This is a genomic window from Comamonas endophytica, from assembly GCF_023634805.2.
Taxonomy (GTDB): Bacteria; Pseudomonadota; Gammaproteobacteria; order Burkholderiales; family Burkholderiaceae_C; genus Comamonas; species Comamonas endophytica.
The window spans coordinates 1,434,633-1,452,500 of record NZ_CP106881.1; the positions used below are offsets into that span (position 1 = coordinate 1,434,633).

At 65.4% G+C, this 17,868-nt stretch carries 15 protein-coding genes and 2 rRNA genes (1 of these 17 cut by a window edge); 3 read left to right on the top strand and 14 right to left on the bottom strand.

The annotated features are described in order from the left end of the window. Positions 1-30: 30 nt before the first annotated feature. Together M9799_RS06405 and M9799_RS06410 are read right to left on the bottom strand one after the other, a co-directional pair. Complete coding sequence (locus M9799_RS06405) at positions 31-810, bottom strand: enoyl-CoA hydratase/isomerase family protein (protein ID WP_231043273.1); 780 nt, start codon at positions 808-810, stop codon at positions 31-33. A gap of 11 nt (positions 811-821) precedes the next feature. Beyond that, positions 822-2,429: a carboxyl transferase domain-containing protein gene (locus M9799_RS06410; protein ID WP_231043272.1), complete on the bottom strand. Its 1,608-nt coding sequence runs from the start codon at positions 2,427-2,429 to the stop codon at positions 822-824. 124 nt (positions 2,430-2,553) lie between these two features. Between M9799_RS06410 and M9799_RS06415 the strand changes: the two genes are divergently transcribed. Both M9799_RS06415 and M9799_RS06420 read left to right on the top strand, forming a co-directional pair. Continuing rightward, positions 2,554-4,299 (top strand): Na+/H+ antiporter, encoded by a 1,746-nt coding sequence (locus M9799_RS06415; RefSeq protein ID WP_231043271.1) that lies wholly within the window; start codon positions 2,554-2,556, stop codon positions 4,297-4,299. Between the two features lie 99 nt (positions 4,300-4,398). Further along, complete coding sequence (locus tag M9799_RS06420; RefSeq protein WP_231043270.1) at positions 4,399-5,481, top strand: AraC family transcriptional regulator; 1,083 nt, start codon at positions 4,399-4,401, stop codon at positions 5,479-5,481. A 3-nt stretch (positions 5,482-5,484) separates the two neighbouring features. On the opposite strand, the gene M9799_RS06425 is transcribed toward M9799_RS06420, so the two are convergent. The 10 genes from M9799_RS06425 to M9799_RS06470 all read right to left on the bottom strand — a co-directional run bounded on the left by M9799_RS06425 (position 5,485) and on the right by M9799_RS06470 (position 14,995). Then, entirely contained in the window at positions 5,485-6,150 is a 666-nt protein-coding gene (locus M9799_RS06425) for an HAD family hydrolase (protein ID WP_231043269.1), read from the bottom strand. A 316-nt stretch (positions 6,151-6,466) separates the two neighbouring features. After that, positions 6,467-6,877 carry a YchJ family protein gene (locus M9799_RS06430; RefSeq protein WP_231043268.1) on the bottom strand — a complete coding sequence of 137 codons (411 nt, stop codon included), beginning with the start codon at positions 6,875-6,877 and terminating at the stop codon, positions 6,467-6,469. 113 nt (positions 6,878-6,990) lie between these two features. Further along, positions 6,991-8,121 (bottom strand): acyl-CoA dehydrogenase family protein, encoded by a 1,131-nt coding sequence (locus M9799_RS06435; RefSeq protein WP_231043267.1) that lies wholly within the window; start codon positions 8,119-8,121, stop codon positions 6,991-6,993. 41 nt (positions 8,122-8,162) lie between these two features. Continuing rightward, positions 8,163-8,834, bottom strand: coding sequence for an SDR family oxidoreductase (locus tag M9799_RS06440; protein ID WP_231043266.1), 672 nt, complete (start codon positions 8,832-8,834; stop codon positions 8,163-8,165). Between the two features lie 42 nt (positions 8,835-8,876). Continuing rightward, positions 8,877-9,503: an MSMEG_1061 family FMN-dependent PPOX-type flavoprotein gene (locus tag M9799_RS06445; RefSeq protein WP_231043265.1), complete on the bottom strand. Its 627-nt coding sequence runs from the start codon at positions 9,501-9,503 to the stop codon at positions 8,877-8,879. Positions 9,504-9,550: 47 nt separating this feature from the next. Further along, on the bottom strand, positions 9,551-10,732 hold the full coding sequence (locus tag M9799_RS06450) for an acetyl-CoA C-acyltransferase (protein ID WP_231043264.1): 1,182 nt from the start codon (positions 10,730-10,732) through the stop codon (positions 9,551-9,553). A gap of 42 nt (positions 10,733-10,774) precedes the next feature. Further along, the gene (gene aceK, locus M9799_RS06455) at positions 10,775-12,604 is read right to left on the bottom strand and encodes a bifunctional isocitrate dehydrogenase kinase/phosphatase (protein ID WP_231043263.1); all 1,830 of its coding nucleotides are present in this window, start codon (positions 12,602-12,604) and stop codon (positions 10,775-10,777) included. A 31-nt stretch (positions 12,605-12,635) separates the two neighbouring features. Next, positions 12,636-13,298, bottom strand: a complete 663-nt coding sequence (gene can, locus M9799_RS06460; RefSeq protein WP_231043262.1) for a carbonate dehydratase — start codon at positions 13,296-13,298, stop codon at positions 12,636-12,638. A 41-nt stretch (positions 13,299-13,339) separates the two neighbouring features. Beyond that, positions 13,340-14,524 (bottom strand): isovaleryl-CoA dehydrogenase, encoded by a 1,185-nt coding sequence (locus tag M9799_RS06465; RefSeq protein WP_231043261.1) that lies wholly within the window; start codon positions 14,522-14,524, stop codon positions 13,340-13,342. Between the two features lie 75 nt (positions 14,525-14,599). Beyond that, entirely contained in the window at positions 14,600-14,995 is a 396-nt protein-coding gene (locus tag M9799_RS06470) for a MerR family transcriptional regulator (protein ID WP_231043260.1), read from the bottom strand. Positions 14,996-15,097: 102 nt separating this feature from the next. On the opposite strand from M9799_RS06470, the gene M9799_RS06475 reads away from it, so the two are divergent. Continuing rightward, positions 15,098-16,180, top strand: a complete 1,083-nt coding sequence (locus M9799_RS06475) for an MBL fold metallo-hydrolase (protein ID WP_231043259.1) — start codon at positions 15,098-15,100, stop codon at positions 16,178-16,180. 132 nt (positions 16,181-16,312) lie between these two features. Here the strand turns inward: M9799_RS06475 and rrf are convergent. Continuing rightward, a 5S ribosomal RNA gene (gene rrf / locus M9799_RS06480) occupies positions 16,313-16,425 on the bottom strand. Positions 16,426-16,552: 127 nt separating this feature from the next. Then, positions 16,553-17,868 (bottom strand): 23S ribosomal RNA (locus tag M9799_RS06485) (it continues 1,560 nt past the right edge of the window).

Consider the following 17,868-nt stretch of genomic DNA (forward strand, 5'->3'; position numbering starts at 1 on the left):
CTGTCTCCCTCAATTCATTGGATGCGGCGCTCACGCGAGCCACGACGGCTTGCGCTTGGACAGGAAGGCCTGCACGCCCTCCTTGCCCTCGGCGCTGGCGCGGATGGTGGCAATGCTCTCGACGGTGGCCGCCACCAGGCCCGGCTCGATATCGCGCCCCGCGACATCGATCACCAGCTGCTTGCAGGCGCGCACCGCGGCCGGGCCCGAGCGCAGCAGCGGCTCGAGTATGGCCTGCACCTTCTCATCGAGCGCTTCGGCGCTGGCCACTTCATGCACCAGGCCGATGCGATGCGCCTCGGCGGCATCGAAGCGCTCGCCGGTGAGGAAATAGCGGTGTGCGGCGCGCGCGCCCATGGAGCGGATCACATAGGGGCTGATGGTCGCGGGAATCAGGCCGATCTTGACCTCGCTCAGGCAGAAGCCGGCGCTATCCGCCGCCACCGCCATGTCGCAGGCCGCGACCAGGCCCATGCCGCCGGCATAGACATCGCCCTGCACGCGCGCCAGCGTCGGCTTGGGACATTCGTAAATGACGCGCAGCATCTCGGCAAGCTTGCCGGCATCGTCGCGGTTCTCGTCGCGCGTGTAGTCGGCCATCCGGCGCATCCAGTTGAGATCGGCGCCGGCGCAAAACGCCGGGCCCTCGGCCGCCAGCACCACGGCCAGCACGTCGGCGCGTTCGCCCACCGTGAGGAAGGCCTGGGTGATATCGGCAATCGCGACGTCGCTGAAGGCGTTGCGGATCTCGGGCCGGGCCAGCGTGATGCGGGCCACGCCGGAGTCATAGGCAATGTGAAGCGTAGGCATGCGGGACTCCTTTACATGCGGAACACGCCAAAGCGCGTGTCTTCGATGGGTGCGTTGCGCGCGGCCGAGAGGCCCAGCGCCAGCACGCGGCGCGTGTCGGCCGGGTCGATCACGCCATCGTCCCACAGGCGTGCCGTCGCGTAGTAGGGGTGCCCCTGGTCTTCATACTGCTGGCGGATCGGCGCCTTGAAGGCCTCCTCCTCCTGGGCGCTCCACTGCCCGCCGCGGCCCTCGATGCCGTCGCGCTTGACGGTGGCCAGCACGCTCGCCGCCTGCTCGCCGCCCATGACCGAGATGCGCGCGTTGGGCCACATCCACAGGAAACGCGGCGAGAACGCGCGCCCGCACATGCCGTAGTTGCCCGCGCCGAAGCTGCCGCCGATGATGATGGTGAACTTGGGCACGGCCGCGGTGGACACCGCCGTCACCAGCTTTGCGCCATGGCGCGCGATGCCTTCGTTCTCGTACTTGCGCCCGACCATGAAGCCGGTGATGTTCTGCAGGAACACCAGCGGGATCTTGCGCTGGCAGCACAGCTCGATGAAATGCGCGCCTTTGACCGCCGACTCGCTGAACAGGATGCCGTTGTTGGCGATGATGCCCACCTGCATGCCCTCGATGCGCGCGAAGCCGCAGACCAGGGTGCTGCCGAAGCGCGCCTTGAATTCGTCGAACGCGCTGTCATCGACGATGCGCGCGATGATCTCGCGCACGTCGAAGGGCTTGCGCGTGTCGACCGGGATCACGCCATACAGCTCCTCGGCGGCAAAGCGCGGTGCCACGGGTGTGGCATCGGCGGCATTCGTCTGCTTGCTGCGGTTGAGGTGCGAGACCGCGGTGCGCGCCAGCGCCAGCGCATGCAGGTCGTTCTGCGCCAGATGGTCGGCCACGCCCGACAGCCGGGTGTGCACGTCGCCGCCGCCCAGGTCCTCGGCGCTGACCACCTCGCCGGTCGCGGCCTTCACCAGCGGCGGGCCGCCCAGGAAGATCGTGCCCTGCTCCTTGACGATGATCGACTCGTCGCTCATCGCCGGCACATAGGCGCCGCCCGCCGTGCACGAGCCCATGACCACGGCGATCTGCGCGATGCCCTGGGCGCTGAGATTGGCCTGGTTGTAGAAGATGCGGCCGAAGTGCTCGCGGTCGGGAAACACCTCGTCCTGGTTGGGCAGGTTGGCGCCGCCGGAATCCACCAGATAGATGCAGGGCAGGCGGTTCTGCGCCGCGATCTCCTGGGCACGCAGATGCTTCTTCACCGTCATCGGGTAGTAGGTGCCGCCCTTCACCGTCGCGTCGTTGCACACGATCATGCAATCCACGCCGCTGACCCGGCCGACCCCGGCAATCAGCCCCGCGCCCGGCGCCGCGTTGTCGTACATGTTGAGCGCGGCCAGCGGCGCCAGCTCGAGGAAGGGCGTGCCCGGATCGAGCAACTGCTGCACGCGGTCGCGCGGCAGCAGCTTGCCGCGCGCCAGGTGCTTGGCACGCGGGGCCTCGCCGCCGCCCTCGAGCACCTTGTCGACCTGGCGCCGCAGGTCCTGCACCACGGCCTGCATAGCGGCCGCGTTGGCCTGGAAATCCGCCGAGCGGGGGTTGATTCGAGATTCGAGAATGCCCATGTCTTGCCTTTGTTGCTTGTTGCCGCTGTTTGTGTCTCTTAGTGTCTGCCTTGCCCTAGCGGAAACCGGGGTTTCTATGACCACCCGACGGTCTGCGCCGCCGTCCCCTGGGGACAATGCCCCAATGCACACTGTTGAAACCGTCCTGCTGGTACTGATGCTTGGCGCCCTGACCGGCATCGCCGCCCGGTATGTACGCGCCATTCCGCTGCCCCTGATCCAGATCGCGCTGGGCGCACTGATTGCCTGGCCGCAAAAGGGCCTGCACATCGCCTTCGATCCCGAGCTGTTCCTGCTGCTTTTCATTCCGCCGCTGCTGTTTTCCGACGGCGCGCGCATCCCGAAGCGCGAGTTCTTCGCGCTCTACAAGCCGATCCTGAAGCTGGCGCTGGTATTGGTGCTGTTCACGGTACTCGGCCTGGGCTATCTGATCCACTGGATGATTCCCGCAATGCCGCTGACGGTGGCCTTTGCGCTGGCCGCCGTGATCTCGCCCACCGATGCCGTGGCCGTCTCGGCCATCACGCGCAACCTGGGCATGCCCGAGAAGACCATGCACGTGCTGGAAGGCGAATCGCTGCTCAACGATGCCTCCGGCCTGGTGGCGCTCAAATTCGCGGTGGCCGCGACGCTGACCGGCATGTTCTCCTGGGGCGAGGTCGCCAAGGACTTCACCTGGATGGCCGTCGGCGGCCTGGGCGTGGGCGCGGCGCTGGGCTGGGGCTTCAGCTATGCGCGCAGCGCCATCACGCGCCGCCTGGGCGATGTCGCCGCCACGCAGATGGTGCTGCTGCTCCTGCTGCTGCCCTTTGCGGCCTACATCGTCGGCGAGCAGATCGGCGTGTCGGGCATCCTGGCGGCCGTGGCCGCGGGGGTCGCCACCAATTTCGCCGACCTGGACCGCGGCGACTTCATCACCGAGCGCATGCAGAGCAACGCCACCTGGTCGATGGTCGAGGCCGCCTTCAACGGCGCGATCTTCCTGCTGCTGGGGCTGCAGCTGCCATCGATCATCGGCAGCACGCTGCTTGCGGCCGGCCACGAATGGTGGGTACTGGTCGGCTATGTGATCGCGATCTCGACCGCGCTGCTGCTGATGCGCTGGGGCTGGGTGACGCTGGGCGTGCAGCGCAGCTTCCGCCAGGCACACCGCCTGGGCAAGATGGCCGAGAAGCCCTCGCGCCTGCTGATCCTGGCCACCACCGTGGCCGGCATCCGCGGCGCCGTGACGCTGGCCGGCGCGCTGTCCGTGCCGCTGCTGCTGCCAAGCGGCGAGGCCTTTCCCGCGCGCGACCTGTTGATCTTCCTGGCCACGGGCACCATCCTGTTCACGCTGGTGCTGGCCAGCATCGCGCTGCCCTGGATCCTGCGCCACATGCCGCCCGCGCCCGAGCCCGAAACCGTGCGCGAGGAACGCCTGGCGCGCATTGCCGCGAGCCAGGCGGCGCTGTCGAGCATGGTGCTGACCGAAGAACAGTGCGAACTGCACGACGCCGACTGGCTGGCCCAGCGCCAGGAGGTGGTGGGCCGGCTGACGCAGGAATACCGCAACCGGCTGAACCTGCTGGACGACAGCAGCACCGCGGCCCTGTCGGTCGAGGCGCAGAACGAATCGCCCGAACTGGTGCTGCAGCGCAAGCTGCGCTATGTGATGGAACTGGAACTGCGCATCCACTGCCTGCAGCGGGAGCGCGAGGTCGTGTATGCCGAACGCCAGGCGCACCGCATCAATGACCAGACGCTGCGCAACATGGTCAGCGAGCTCGATCTGGCCGAGGTCGCGCTGCGCAAGCGCCTGGCCGTCGCGCGGCGCGCAGCCGGGCTGCCGCTGGCCGACGGCGAGTCGGTTTCCGGGCATTCCGCGCATTGAGCGGCGTGCGGGGGCAGGCGGTGTGCGGGGCATGACCATCAGCATACGGGTGCGCCCTGCGCCAATCAGGCCACAAAGGTTGCAATAATTGCCAGCACCATGTCCACTCCCGCTCTGGTACGCGCATCTCAGCCACTGGCAACGCATGCCGCAGGGGGCCATCCGGCACTGACGCCAATGGCCTTCGTGCAGGCCATCGTGCAGGCCTACGCGCAGCGTGGGCTGTCAGCCGAAGCAGCGTTGCAAAAGGCACAAATCGCGCCAGAGCGCGTGGCGCTTGCCGAAGCGCGCATCACTGCCATGCAGATGGAAGTGCTGTCGGACGCCGCCATGCGCGAGCTCGACGACGAGGCGCTGGGCTGGTTCGGCCGGCGCCTGCCCTGGGGCAGCTACGGCATGCTGGCGCGCGCCTCGATCAGCAGCGCCTCGCTGGGCCTGGCGCTGGCGCGCTGGTGCCGGCATCACGGCCTGCTGGCCGACGACATCGCGCTGGAGTTGCAGACCCACGGCGATACCGCCGAGCTGGCGATCAGCGAACAGCGACCCTTGGGCGCCATGCGCGAGTTCTGCCTGGTGTCGGTACTGCGCAATATCCACGGCCTGGCCAGCTGGCTGATCGATGCGCGCCTGCCGCTGCTGGAAGCCGGCTTTCCGTTCGCGCCTCCGGCGCACGCCGATGCCTACACGGTGCTGTTTCCCGTGGCCGCGCCCACGGGTGTGCGCTTTGGTGCCGACCGCGCGCACCTGCGTTTCGACGCCCGCTTTCTCGCGCTGCCATTGGCGCGTGACGAAGCCGCGCTGCAACAGATGCTGCAGCGCGCGCTGCCGCTCACCGTGCGCCCTTACCGCCGCGACCGGCCGCTGGCGCAGCGCGTGCGCCGGCTGCTGGTGGCCGATGCGCAATCGCTGCACACGGCCGCCACGCTGGCCGAGCAACTGCACCTCTCGGCGCGCAGCCTGCACCGCCAGCTCAAGGACGAAGGCAGCTCGCTGCAGGCGCTCAAGGACCAGGTGCGGCGCGAGCGCGCGCTGGCGCTGCTGCAGCGCACGCAGCAGCCTATCAAGCGCGTGGCGCTGGCCTGCGGCTTTGCCAGCGAGAAAAGCTTCATGCGCGCGTTCCGCCAATGGACCGGCGACACGCCGGCGCAATACCGCCGGCGCAGCAACGCGCTGCCGGAATGAGCCTCAGGCCCCCAGCAAGGCGGGCAGCTCCGCCATCGAGCGCATGACCCGCGCCACGCCCGCATCCAGCAGCATCTGCGGCGTGGCATGCAGCACCGGATCAGGGCAGTAGCCCCACACCGTGGCTCCAGCCGCCAGGCCTGCCTCGATGCCCGGCACCGAATCCTCGATCACCAGGCAGCGCTCGGGCGCCACGCCCAGCGCCGCGGCCGCCGCCAGGTATACGTCGGGAAAGGGCTTGGAGCGCGGCGTCTCGTGGCCGCTGAACACCTTGCCTTCGAAATACGGCGCCATGCCGACCTGGGTCAGCTGCATCTCCACCTTGAAGCGGTCCGCGCCCGAAGCCACCGCAATGCGCCCCTGCAGCAGCCGGTGCGCGGCCTGCACCGCATCGAGCGCCCCGTCGATGGCCAGCAGCTGCGCGCGCAGCTGTTCGTTGCGGCGCGCATAGAACGCCGCCATCCACTCGTCGGTCAACGGTTTTCCGGTCGCCGCCTTGATGCGCGCCGCCTCGCTGCGCACCGTGCGGCCGATGAAGACGCGCATGCACTCCTCGGCCGAGATCGGCCAGCCCGATTCATTGAGCATGCCGCACAGCACCGTATTGGTAATGGCCTCGCTGTCGACGAGCACGCCGTCGCAGTCAAACAGGATCGCTTCGAATTGCATTGTTCGTGCCGGCTTGGGCCGGCGTTCTCCGTGGATTCAAAAACACTTCGCTTGAGGGCAGGCCGTTCATGGTTCGACGGGGCCGCCCAGGCAGGTTCACCACGAGCGGTTTGTACCGTTCCCCCTGAGCCTGGCGCAAAACCGTCCGCCCTGACCCTGTCGCAAAACCGTTCGCCCTGAGCCTGGCGCAAAACCGTTCGCCCTGAGCCTGTCGCAAAACCGTTCGCCCTGCCTGGCGCAAAACCGTTCGCCCTGAGCCTGTCGAAGGGTGGACGGCCTGCCCTACAGGAACCGGCTTGCTGTCACCCCTGCGCACTTAAAACTGATCCCCATCGACATAGAACCACCGTCCCTCCTCCCGCACAAACCGGCTGCGCTCATGCAACCGCACGGCCCGCCCCGCCACCCGGTAACGCGCCACGAACTCGACCTCAGCCCGGTCCTCGCGCGTCACCTGGAAGTCCTTCACGCTCAACCCCAGCCAACGCACCCCCGGCTCGAAATCCAAGGTTGCCGGACGCTGGCTGGCATGCCAGGTGGCCTGCAGATAAGCCACATCCTCCAGCACGAACGCGCTATAGCGCGAGCGCATCAGATGCTCGGCATCGGGTGCAGGCGTGGTCTCGAAATGCGCGATGAAGCGCGCGCAGCAGCCCGCATAGGACAGCACGCGCCCCTTGGCATCGGCCCGTCCGCAGGGACAGGCAGCAAGCTCGGCCTGCGCCATCAGAGCCGCCCGCCTGCGGGCATGGTGGAATCAGGGAGTGGGGCGTGCATGGAAATTCCTTCAAGGGCCAGCCCGCCATTTTGCCTGCGCCCGGGCCGCTCCAGCCCCACGGTTCACGCCAGCGCGCGCTGGATGATGATCTTCTGCACGTCGCTCGTGCCTTCATAGATCTGGCACACCCGCACATCGCGATAGATGCGCTCGACCGGAAAATCGCTGACCACGCCATACCCTCCCAGCGTCTGGATCGCTGCGCTGCACACGCGCTCCGCCATCTCGCTGGCAAACAGCTTGGCCATGGCCGCCTCCTGCAGGCAGGGCCGGCCCGCATCGCGCAGGCTGGCCGCATGCCAGATCAGCTGCCGCGCCGCTTCCAGCTGCGTCGCGCATTCGGCCAGCCTGAAGCCCACGGCCTGGTGCTGCAGGATCGGCTGCCCGAAGCTCTCGCGCTCCCTGGCATATTGCAGCGCCACCTCGAAGGCGCTGCGCGCCATGCCCAGGCTCTGCGCCGCAATGCCGATGCGCCCGCCTTCCAGCGCCGACAGCGCGATCCTGTAACCCTCGCCCTCGGCGCCCAGCAGGTTGGCGGCCGGAATGCGGCAGCCCTCGAAGCGGATCTGCGCCGTGTCGCTGCTGTGCTGGCCCAGCTTGTCCTCCAGGCGCGCCACCACATAGCCTGGCGCGCTGGTCGGCACCAGGAAGGCGCTCATGCCCTTCTTGCCCGCGGCCTTGTCGGTGACCGCGATCACGATCGCCACCTGGCCGTTCTGCCCGCTGGTGATGAACTGCTTGTCGCCATCGATCACATAGTCGTCGCCCTCCTTGCGCGCCGTGGTGCGCAGCGAGGACGCATCCGAGCCCGCATGCGGCTCGGTCAGGCAGAACGCGCCCAGCATCTCGCCGCGCGCCAGCGGTACCAGCCACTGCTGCTTCTGCGCTTCGCTGCCATAGCGCATCAGGATGGCATTGACCGGGCAGTTGGTCACGCTGATGGCGGTGCTCGTGCCGCCATCGCCGGCCGCGATCTCCTCGAGCACCAGCGCCAGGCTCAGCGTGTCCAGCCCCGCGCCGCCATAGGCCTCGGGCACGCAGATGCCATAGGCGCCGAGCGCGGCCAGGCCCTGGTGCACGTCCCGGGGGAAGTGGTGTTCCTTGTCCCAGCGCGCCGCGTGCGGCCAGATTTCCTGGCGCGCGAAGTCGCGCACCGCATCGCGGATCATTTCCTGGTCGGGGGTCAGCAGCATCTCTTTTGTCTCCGTTGTGTTCGTTCTGTTGTTGCCGCGCGCTACCAGCTGTCGGCGCGCCGCCCGTCATGGTGCAGCAGCCGGCCGGCATCCTCGGGCCCGGCGCCCGCCAGCGTGGCGCGCATGCCCTGCACGCTTTGCTCGACCGAAAGCGGCGCGCCGGCGCCGCCCATCTCGGTGCGCACCCAGCCCGGATCGATGGTCACGAGCAGCGCGCCGGGCCAGCCATGCCGGGCCGCGGCCACCGCCATGTTCAGCGCCGCCTTGCTGCAGCGATAGAGCCAGGAATGGTCGTTGTCCACATGGCCGATCTGGGCCATGCTGCTGGAGATGAAGGCAAACTTGCCGCCGGCGGCCTGGACCATCGGCGCCACCTGCGGCAGCGCCTGCATGGCGCCCAGCAGGTTGGTGTGCATGACACGGTCGAACTCCTGCTGCGTCGGCGGATTGGCCGAGCGCTGATGGTCCAGCACGCCCGCCACATACCACGCATGGTCGAACTTCTCGCCATCGAGCAGCCAGGCCAGCCCGCTGACGGACTGCGGCTGCGCCACATCGACCAGATGCACCGCCGCCGCTCCCAGCGCCAGCAGCGCGTCGCGGTCCCCGGCACGGCGCACCGTGGCAATCACGCGGTCGCCGTTGTCGATGTACTGCCGCGCCAGCTCGTGGCCGATGCCGCGCGACGCTCCGATCACCAATACCTGCGCCATGGCGCCTCCTGTCTGTGAAAAAACGCCCGTCCTTGCACGCAGCTACGTCTGCCCCTGTTCCCGGGCAATCTGATGCGCGTAGCGCGCCACCATGACTTCCTGCGGCTCCGCCGGCGCCTGCAGGCCCATCTGCGCCTGCACCATCTCGTTCAGGCTGGGCATGGTGGTGCGCGGCACCTGCGCCTCGGCTTTCCACAGCCGCGAGCGCATCAACGCCTTGGCGCAGTGCAGATAGGCCTCCTGCACATTGACCTCGATCACCAGCCGCGTGCGCGCGTGCTCGGTACGGAACAGCGCCGTGTAATGCGCCTCGTCGCGCAGCCGCGCCGTGCCGTTCACGCGCAGCGTCTCGTCGAAGCCCGGCACCAGGAACAGCAGCCCGATGCGCGGGTCGTGCAGCAGGTTGCTCAGGCTGTCGAGCCGGTTGTTGCCGCCCGCATCGGGCAGCAGCAGCGTGTTCTTGTCGGGCGCCTTGACGAACCCCGGCACGCCGCCGCGCGGCGAGGCATCGAGCAGCGCCCCGGACGGCCCCGCGGTCGACAGAATGCACAGCGGCGAAAGCGCGATGAAACGCAGGCAATAGCGGTCCAGGTCCACCTGCTCCTTGAGCAGGGCCCGCTCCGCCGGCGCGTCATAGAGCGCGCGCAGCTGCTCTTCGTTGGTGATCACGTGTGACTCCCCTCCACGGCCGGCGATGCGCCGGCCCTTCAGCGAGCTTAAACCAGTTCGATGGCCATTGCCGTGCCTTCGCCGCCGCCGATGCACAGCGTGGCCAGGCCGCGCTTCTTGCCACGGTTCTGCAGCGCATGCACCAGCGTCACCAGGATGCGCGCGCCGCTGGCGCCGATCGGGTGGCCCAGCGCGCAGGCGCCGCCATGCACGTTGACGATGTCATGCGACACGCCCAGCTCGGCCATCAGCGCCAGCGGCACCACGGCAAAGGCCTCGTTGACTTCCCACAGATCGACGTCCTCCACCTTCCAGCCGGCCTTCTTCAGCGCCTTCTGCGTGGCACCGACCGGCGCCGTGGTGAACCACTCCGGCGCCTGGGCAAAGCTGGCATGCGCGACGATGCGCGCCAGCGGCTTGCAGCCCAGCTCCCGCGCCGTCGACTCGCGCATCAGCACCAGCGCCGCCGCGCCGTCATTGATGCTCGAGCTCGAGGCGGCGGTGATCGTGCCGTCCTTCTTGAACGCCGGCTTCAGGCTGGCGATCTTGTCGAGCCGCGCCTTGGCCGGGCCTTCGTCCACGCTCACCACCACATCGCCCTTGCGCGTGGACACCGTGACCGGCGTGATCTCGGCATCGAAGGCGCCGCTTTGCGCCGCCGCCTGGGCGCGCTTCACGCTGGCCGTGGCAAACGCATCCTGCTGCTCGCGCGTGAACTGGTACTTGGCCGCGCAATCCTCGCCAAAGGTGCCCATCGAGCGGCCCGGCTCGTAGGCGTCTTCCAGGCCGTCGAGCATCATGTGGTCGAAGATCCGGTCATGGCCCATACGGTAGCCGCCGCGGCCCTTCTTCAGCAGATAGGGCGCGTTGGTCATGCTCTCCATGCCGCCCGCCACCATCACATCGCGGCTGCCCGCGACCAGCTGGTCATGCGCCAGGATCGTCGCCTCCATGCCCGCGCCGCACATCTTCGACAGCGTCACGGCCCCGGTGCTCTGCGGCAGCCCGCCCTTGAAGCCCGCCTGGCGCGCCGGCGCCTGACCCTGGCCGGCCATCAGGCAGTTGCCGAACAGCACCTCGTCGACCTTCTCGGGCGCGATACCGGCGCGCTCGACGGCCGCGCGAATGGCCGCGCCGCCCAGGTCATGCGCCGCCAGCTCGGAAAAATCGCCCTGGAAGGCGCCCATGGGAGTGCGGGCAGCGCCCACGATCACAATGGCTTCGGTCATTTCTTGTCTCCTCCGTTGAAAAAATGAATGGACGCCCGGCGCTCAGCGCGCCAGCGGGTCGTCCGCGAGATTCCAGGCAAAGCGCCGTTCGCGCTCGTAGGGAAAAACATCGTGCACATGCCCTGCGCGGATGCGCTCCTGGTGCGACTGCCAGAACGCGGGCTCGAGCAGATCGGCATGGTGCTGCATGAAGACCTCGCGCACCGCCGGATGGCCCAGCAGGAAAGGTGCGAAGCTCTGCGGGAACACATCGCGCGGGCCCACCGCCCACCACACCTCGCCGCTCATCTCGTCCTCCTCGTTGCGCGGTTTCGGCACCTCGCGGAAGTTGCAGTCGGTGAGGTATTCGATCTCGTCGTAGTCGTAGAACACCACCCGCCCATTGCGCGTCACGCCGAAATTCTTCCAGAGCATGTCGCCCGGAAAGATATTGGCCGCCACCAGGTCCTTGATCGCATTGCCATACTCGACCACGCAGCGCGCCAGCTGCGCCTGGGCATTGGCATCGCCCGGCCCGGCCTCCAGCGCTTCCTGCAGATACAGATTGAGTGGAATCATGCGCCGCTCTATGTACAGATGGCGGATGATGACCTCGATGCGCCCGTCGCCATCGCGGTCGCTGATCTCCAGCTGGCTGGGCGCGAATTGCTGGATCTCGTCGATCAGCGCATCCTCGAAACGCTCGCGCGGAAACGCCACCAGGCGGTATTCCAGCGTATCCGCCATGCGGCCGACGCGGTCGTGATGCTTCACCAGCTGGTACTTGGCTTTGACCTGCGCGCGCGTGGTGTCCTTCTGCGGCGGGAAATGGTCCCTGATCAGCTTGAACACATAGGGAAAGCTCGGCAGGTCGAACACCAGCATCACCATGCCCTTGATGCCCGGCGCGATGCGCAGCTGGTCGCTGGAGTAGCGCAGGTGGTGCAGGAAATCGCGGTAGAACAGCGTCTTGCCCTGCTTGGCCAGGCCCAGCGCGGTGTAGATCTCGGCGCGCGGCTTGCGCGGCAGCATGCTGCGCAGGAAATGCACATAGGCGCTCGGGATTTCCATGTCCACCATGAAGTAGGCGCGCGCAAAGCTGAACAGCGCCTGCAGGTCCTCCTCGCCAAACAGCACGGCATCGATCACCAGAGCGCCGCGCGGTCCGTGCAGCAGCGGCAGCACCAGCGGCATCTCGGCGTAGCCGTTGATCAGCTTCGCCACCAGGTACGCGCCCTTGTTGCGGTAGAACAGGCTCGACAGCACCTGGATCTGGAAATTCGCGCGCAGCCGCCCCAGCATCTCCTGGCGCGCAATCGCCTGCTCCACCGCCGCCAGATCGCGCGGCAGATCCTCGAAGTCGCGCTGCAGCTCCAGATCGGCAATGATTCTCTGCAGCGTCGCCAGCAGCGGCCGCGGCGCTTCGCTGCGCTGCGGGTAATAGGCGCGGTAGGTCGGGCGCGCGCTTGGGGCCTCGTTCTCTATGTATTCCGTGCTCACCGCGGGCCGCACGAAGATGAAATCGTTCTGGAAGTGCGTGCGGTGCAGGATCTGCGTCGTCACCGAGTTGAAGAAGGTCTCGGCCAGCTCGGGCTGGAAGTGATTGACCAGCAGCCCGATGTAGTGGAGCTTCGCCTGCTGCCACACCGCCATCGGCAGCGCCCCGGCGCCAAAGTCCTGCTCCAGGCGCCGGACGCACTCCTTGACGCGCAGGTCATAGAACTCGATGCGCTCGCGCTGCGCGCGCTGCTGGCCATGCCAGTCGGCGGCCTCGAAGCGCTGCTTGGCGCGCGCCGACTCCGAGCGGAACAGCTGGTAATGCCGATTGAAGCCATCCAGCATGGCCTGGGCGATATCGAAAGCCTGCGGTGCATCGAGACGCTGGGGAAACATCGCGCAGGCCGTTCGGTGCCGGTAGTGCCGCTCAGCTGCGCTCGCGGCTGGCGACATACGCCACCGCATCCTGGTAGGCCTTGTCGGCCCCCTGAACGCCCGGCAGGCTCATCTGCAGGTTGTTGATCAGCCCGTCCTTGAGGCCGTAGCACCAGCCATGCAGCGTGACCTTCTGGCCACGCGCCCAGGCGTCCTGCATCACCGTGCTCTGGGAGATGTTCATCACCTGCTCGATGGCATTGAGTTCGCACAGCGCATCGTGGCGCCATTGAACGGGCAGCGCCTCCAGCAGCTCGCGGTGCTTGTCGCGCACATCCTTCACATGGCGGATCCAGTTGTCCACCAGCCCCATGCGCAGGTCGTTGAGCGCGGCCAGCACGCCGCCGCAGCCATAGTGGCCCACCACCATCAGGTGCTCCACATGCAGCTGGTCCACCGCGTACTGGATGGTCGACAGGCAGTTGAGGTCGCTGGGCACCACGACGTTGGCGACATTGCGGTGCACGAAGACCTCGCCCGGCTCCAGCCCCGTGATCTGGTTGGCCGGCACGCGGCTGTCGGAACAGCCGATCCACATGTAGCGCGGCTTCTGCTGCGCCATCAGGCCGGTGAAGAAGCCGGGTCGGTCATGTTCCACCTGGGCCGCCCATGCGCGGTTATGCTCAAACAGTTGGTCGATGGAGGTGGTCGTCATGGAGAAATTCCTGGTTAACAAATGAGACAGGCGCGGGCCGCTCAGCAGGTCTCGGAAAACAATTCCCGGCCAATGAGCATCCGGCGGATCTCGCTGGTTCCCGCGCCGATTTCATAGAGTTTCGCATCCCTCCAGAGTCGGCCGAGGGGGTACTCGTTGATATACCCATTGCCGCCATAGATTTGGACGCCTTCGCCGGCCATCCAGGTGGCCTTCTCGGCGCACCACAGGATCACGCTGGCGCAGTCCTTACGCACCTGGCGCACATGCTCGGTGCCCAGCAGGTCGAGGTTCTTGGCCACCGTATAGGCAAAGGAACGGCCCGCCTGCAGCACGGTGTACATGTCCGCCACCTTGCCCTGGATCAGCTGGAACTCGCCGATGCTCTGGCCGAACTGCTTGCGGTCATGGATATAGGGCACGACCGAATCCATCACCGACTGCATGATCCCCAGCGGCCCGCCCGTGAGCACCGCACGTTCGTAGTCCAGCCCGCTCATCAGCACCTTGGCGCCGTTGTTCACGCCACCCAGCACGTTCTCGGCCGGCACCTCGACATTCTCGAACACCAGCTCGCCGGTATGGCTGCCGCGCATGCCCAGCTTGTCGAGCTTCTGCGCTACCGAAAACCCGGGCATGCCCTTCTCGATCAGGAAGGCCGTCACGCCGCGCGCGCCCATGGCCGGCTCGGTCTTGGCATAGACCACCAGGGTGTCGGCATCCGGGCCGTTGGTGATCCACATCTTGCTGCCGTTGAGCAGGTAATAGCCGCCCTTGTCCTCGGCCTTGAGCTTCATGCTGATCACGTCCGAACCCGCGCCGGGCTCGCTCATGGCCAGTGCGCCCACATGCTCGCCGCTGATCAGCCGCGGCAGATACTTGCGGCGCTGCTCGTCGGTGCCGTTGCGGTTGATCTGGTTCACGCACAGATTGCTGTGCGCGCCATAGGACAAGCCCACCGAGGCGCTGGCGCGGGAGATCTCCTCCATTGCCACCATATGCGCCAGATAGCCCATCTGCGCGCCGCCCCAGGTCTCGGGCACCGTGATGCCCAGCACGCCCAGCACACCCATCTTCTCCCACAGGTCCATGGGGAACTGGTCGCTGCGGTCGATCTCGGCAGCGCGCGGCGCAATCTCGTTCTGCGCGAATTCGCGTACCGCGTCGCGCAGGGCATCGATGTCTTCGCCCAGCTGGAAATTGAGTCCTGGAAGGTTGGCGGTCATGGTTTGTCTCCTGTTGGTATGGCTTTGCTGTCAGCGCGCCAGCAATATTACGTTTACGTAAACGTCAATTATGGATCATTTTTCCCCATCCACCCGGGCCAGCAGCTGACGGGCCTCCTCCTCATGCTCGCGTACCTCGTCCAGATTCATCTGCAGATCCGCCATCCGGTCTTCCAGCTGCTGCCGGTGCTGGCCCAGCACCTCGAGGAATTTGCGCAGCTGCGCGCCCGTATCGCGCGGGCTGTCGTACACATCGATGATTTCCTTGGCTTCGCTCAGGGACAGGCCCAGCCGCTTGGCACGCAGCGTCAGCCGCAGCCTGGCGCGGTCGCGCGCGCTGTAGATGCGGTTGCGCCCTGCGGGGCCAGATCGCTCGGGCTGCAGCAGCCCCATGTCTTCATAGAAGCGCATGGCGCGCGTGGTCAGATCGAACTCCTTGGCGAGATCGCTGATGGTGTAGGTATTGGGCATGTGGGATGAACGGAAGGCGCGCAGGTGACATGCGCGCGGGCTTGAATGCCTAGAATGCAAATTTGACGTTTACGTCAACGTTAACATAACTTCGGCGCGCCCATGAACCTGCTTGAACATGAAATCCACTACCCTTTCGGGGAGGAAACGCCAGGCGCCGGCAGTTGTCTCCAAGTGGCTCCGGGCATCAAGTGGATCCGCATGGGCTTGCCCTTTGCGCTCAACCATATCAACCTCTGGTTGCTGCGCGACCGCTTCGATGATGGCACCGGGCTGCGCGACGGCTGGACCGTCATCGACTGCTGCGTGGCCAGCGACAGCAGCCGCGCCCAGTGGGAGCAGATCTTCGCCGGGCAGCTCGAGGGCCTGCCCATCGTGCGCGTGCTGGTCACGCACATGCATCCCGACCATATAGGACTCGCGCACTGGCTCTGCAGCCGCTGGCAGGCACCGCTGTGGATCAGTGCCACCGACTACCATGCGGCGCTGGTGGCGTGCAATCCATCCGCCAGCCACAACCTCGAGGGCGGCGCGCGCAATGCCGCCTTCTATGAACGCCATGGACTCGATGACCCGGCATTCCTTGAGCATGTGCTGCAACGCACGGCCTACTACTCCCAACTGGTTCCCAGTATTCCTGGCAGCTACCGCCGGCTGATGGACCGCGAACACCTGCAGATCGGCGCGCATTCATGGCAGTGCATCGTCGGCTATGGTCATGCACCCGAACATATGGCGCTGTACTGCGCCGAGCTGCAGGTGTTGATCAGCGGCGACATGGTGCTGCCGCGCATCTCCACCAATGTCAGCGTGCATGCCAACGAGCCCCAGGGCGATCCGCTGGGCTGGTTCCTGGAGTCGCTGCAGCGCTATCTGCCGCTGCCCGAGGACACGCTGGTGCTGCCGTCGCATGGCAAGCCCTTTGTCGGCCTGCATACGCGCCTCCATCAGTTGGAAGACCATCACGCCGAGCGGCTCGACGAGGTGCGCGCGGCTTGCGCGCTCGGTTCCACCAATGCCGCGAAGGTGATGCAAGCCATGTTCCGCCGGCCGCTCAATCCACATGAGATGACCTTTGCGCTGGGCGAAGCACTGGCCCATCTGAACCACCTCTGGCGCCACGGCGAACTTCAACGCCATGACAGGGATGGACGCTGCACGTTCACCTCCGTAGCCAGCCAGTAGACCTTTCAATATGCATCCACCAATGAAAAAGAGAGCGCGCAGCGCTCTCTTTTTTTGCATTCCGGCATTTTTCTGCGCCCAAAAGAAAAACCCCCAGGCCTATTTGGCGCTGGGGGTTTTCTTGCTGTAAGAGCCTGACAATGACCTACTTTCACACGGGAACCCGCACTATCATCGGCGCAAAGTCGTTTCACTGTCCTGTTCGGGATGGGAAGGAGTGGAGCCAACTTGCTATGGTCATCAGGCATAACTTTTTGCCTTGTCGTTCAGTTTGTCGAACAACTCGGCGAATTCATAGAGACTGAAATCAGATTATTTTGACTGCGCCATCTTTGGCATAACTGTCTTCAATCCGCTGGGGATCAAAGTTATAGGGTCAAGCCTCACGAGCAATTAGTATTGGTTAGCTTAACGCATTGCTGCGCTTCCACACCCAACCTATCAACGTCCTGGTCTCGAACGACTCTTCAGGGGGGTCAAGCCCCCGGCAGATCTCATCTTGAAACGAGTTTCCCGCTTAGATGCTTTCAGCGGTTATCTCTTCCACACTTAGCTACTCGGCAATGCCACTGGCGTGACAACCGATACACCAGAGGTGTGTCCACTCCGGTCCTCTCGTACTAGGAGCAGGCTTCCTCAAATCTGCAGCGCCCACGGAAGATAGGGACCAAACTGTCTCACGACGTTTTAAACCCAGCTCACGTACCTCTTTAAATGGCGAACAGCCATACCCTTGGGACCGACTACAGCCCCAGGATGAGATGAGCCGACATCGAGGTGCCAAACACCGCCGTCGATATGAACTCTTGGGCGGTATCAGCCTGTTATCCCCAGAGTACCTTTTATCCGTTGAGCGATGGCCCTTCCATACAGAACCACCGGATCACTATGTCCTGCTTTCGCATCTGCTCGACTTGTCAGTCTCGCAGTTAAGCACGCTTATGCCATTGCACTATCGTCACGATGTCCGACCGTAACTAGCGTACCTTCGAACTCCTCCGTTACGCTTTGGGAGGAGACCGCCCCAGTCAAACTGCCTACCATGCACTGTCCCCGATCCCGATAAGGGACCTAGGTTAGAACCTCAAACACACCAGGGTGGTATTTCAACGTTGGCTCCATGAGAACTAGCGTCCTCACTTCAAAGCCTCCCACCTATCCTACACAGATCTGTTCAAAGTCCAATACAAAGCTACAGTAAAGGTTCATGGGGTCTTTCCGTCTTTCCGCGGGGAGATTGCATCATCACAAACATTTCAACTTCGCTGAGTCTCTGGAGGAGACAGTGTGGCCATCGTTACGCCATTCGTGCAGGTCGGAACTTACCCGACAAGGAATTTCGCTACCTTAGGACCGTTATAGTTACGGCCGCCGTTTACTGGGACTTCAATCAAGAGCTTGCACCCCATCATTTAATCTTCCAGCACCGGGCAGGCGTCACACCCTATACGTCCACTTTCGTGTTTGCAGAGTGCTGTGTTTTTATTAAACAGTCGCAGCCACCGATTTTTTGCAACCGCTTTGGGCTCCCCTTGTACAGGATCACCTACTTGCGGCATACCTTCTCCCGAAGTTACGGTATCAATTTGCCGAGTTCCTTCTCCAGAGTTCTCTCAAGCGCCTTAGAATACTCATCTCGCGCACCAGTGTCGGTTTGCGGTACGGTCGTGTGTAGCTGAAGCTTAGTG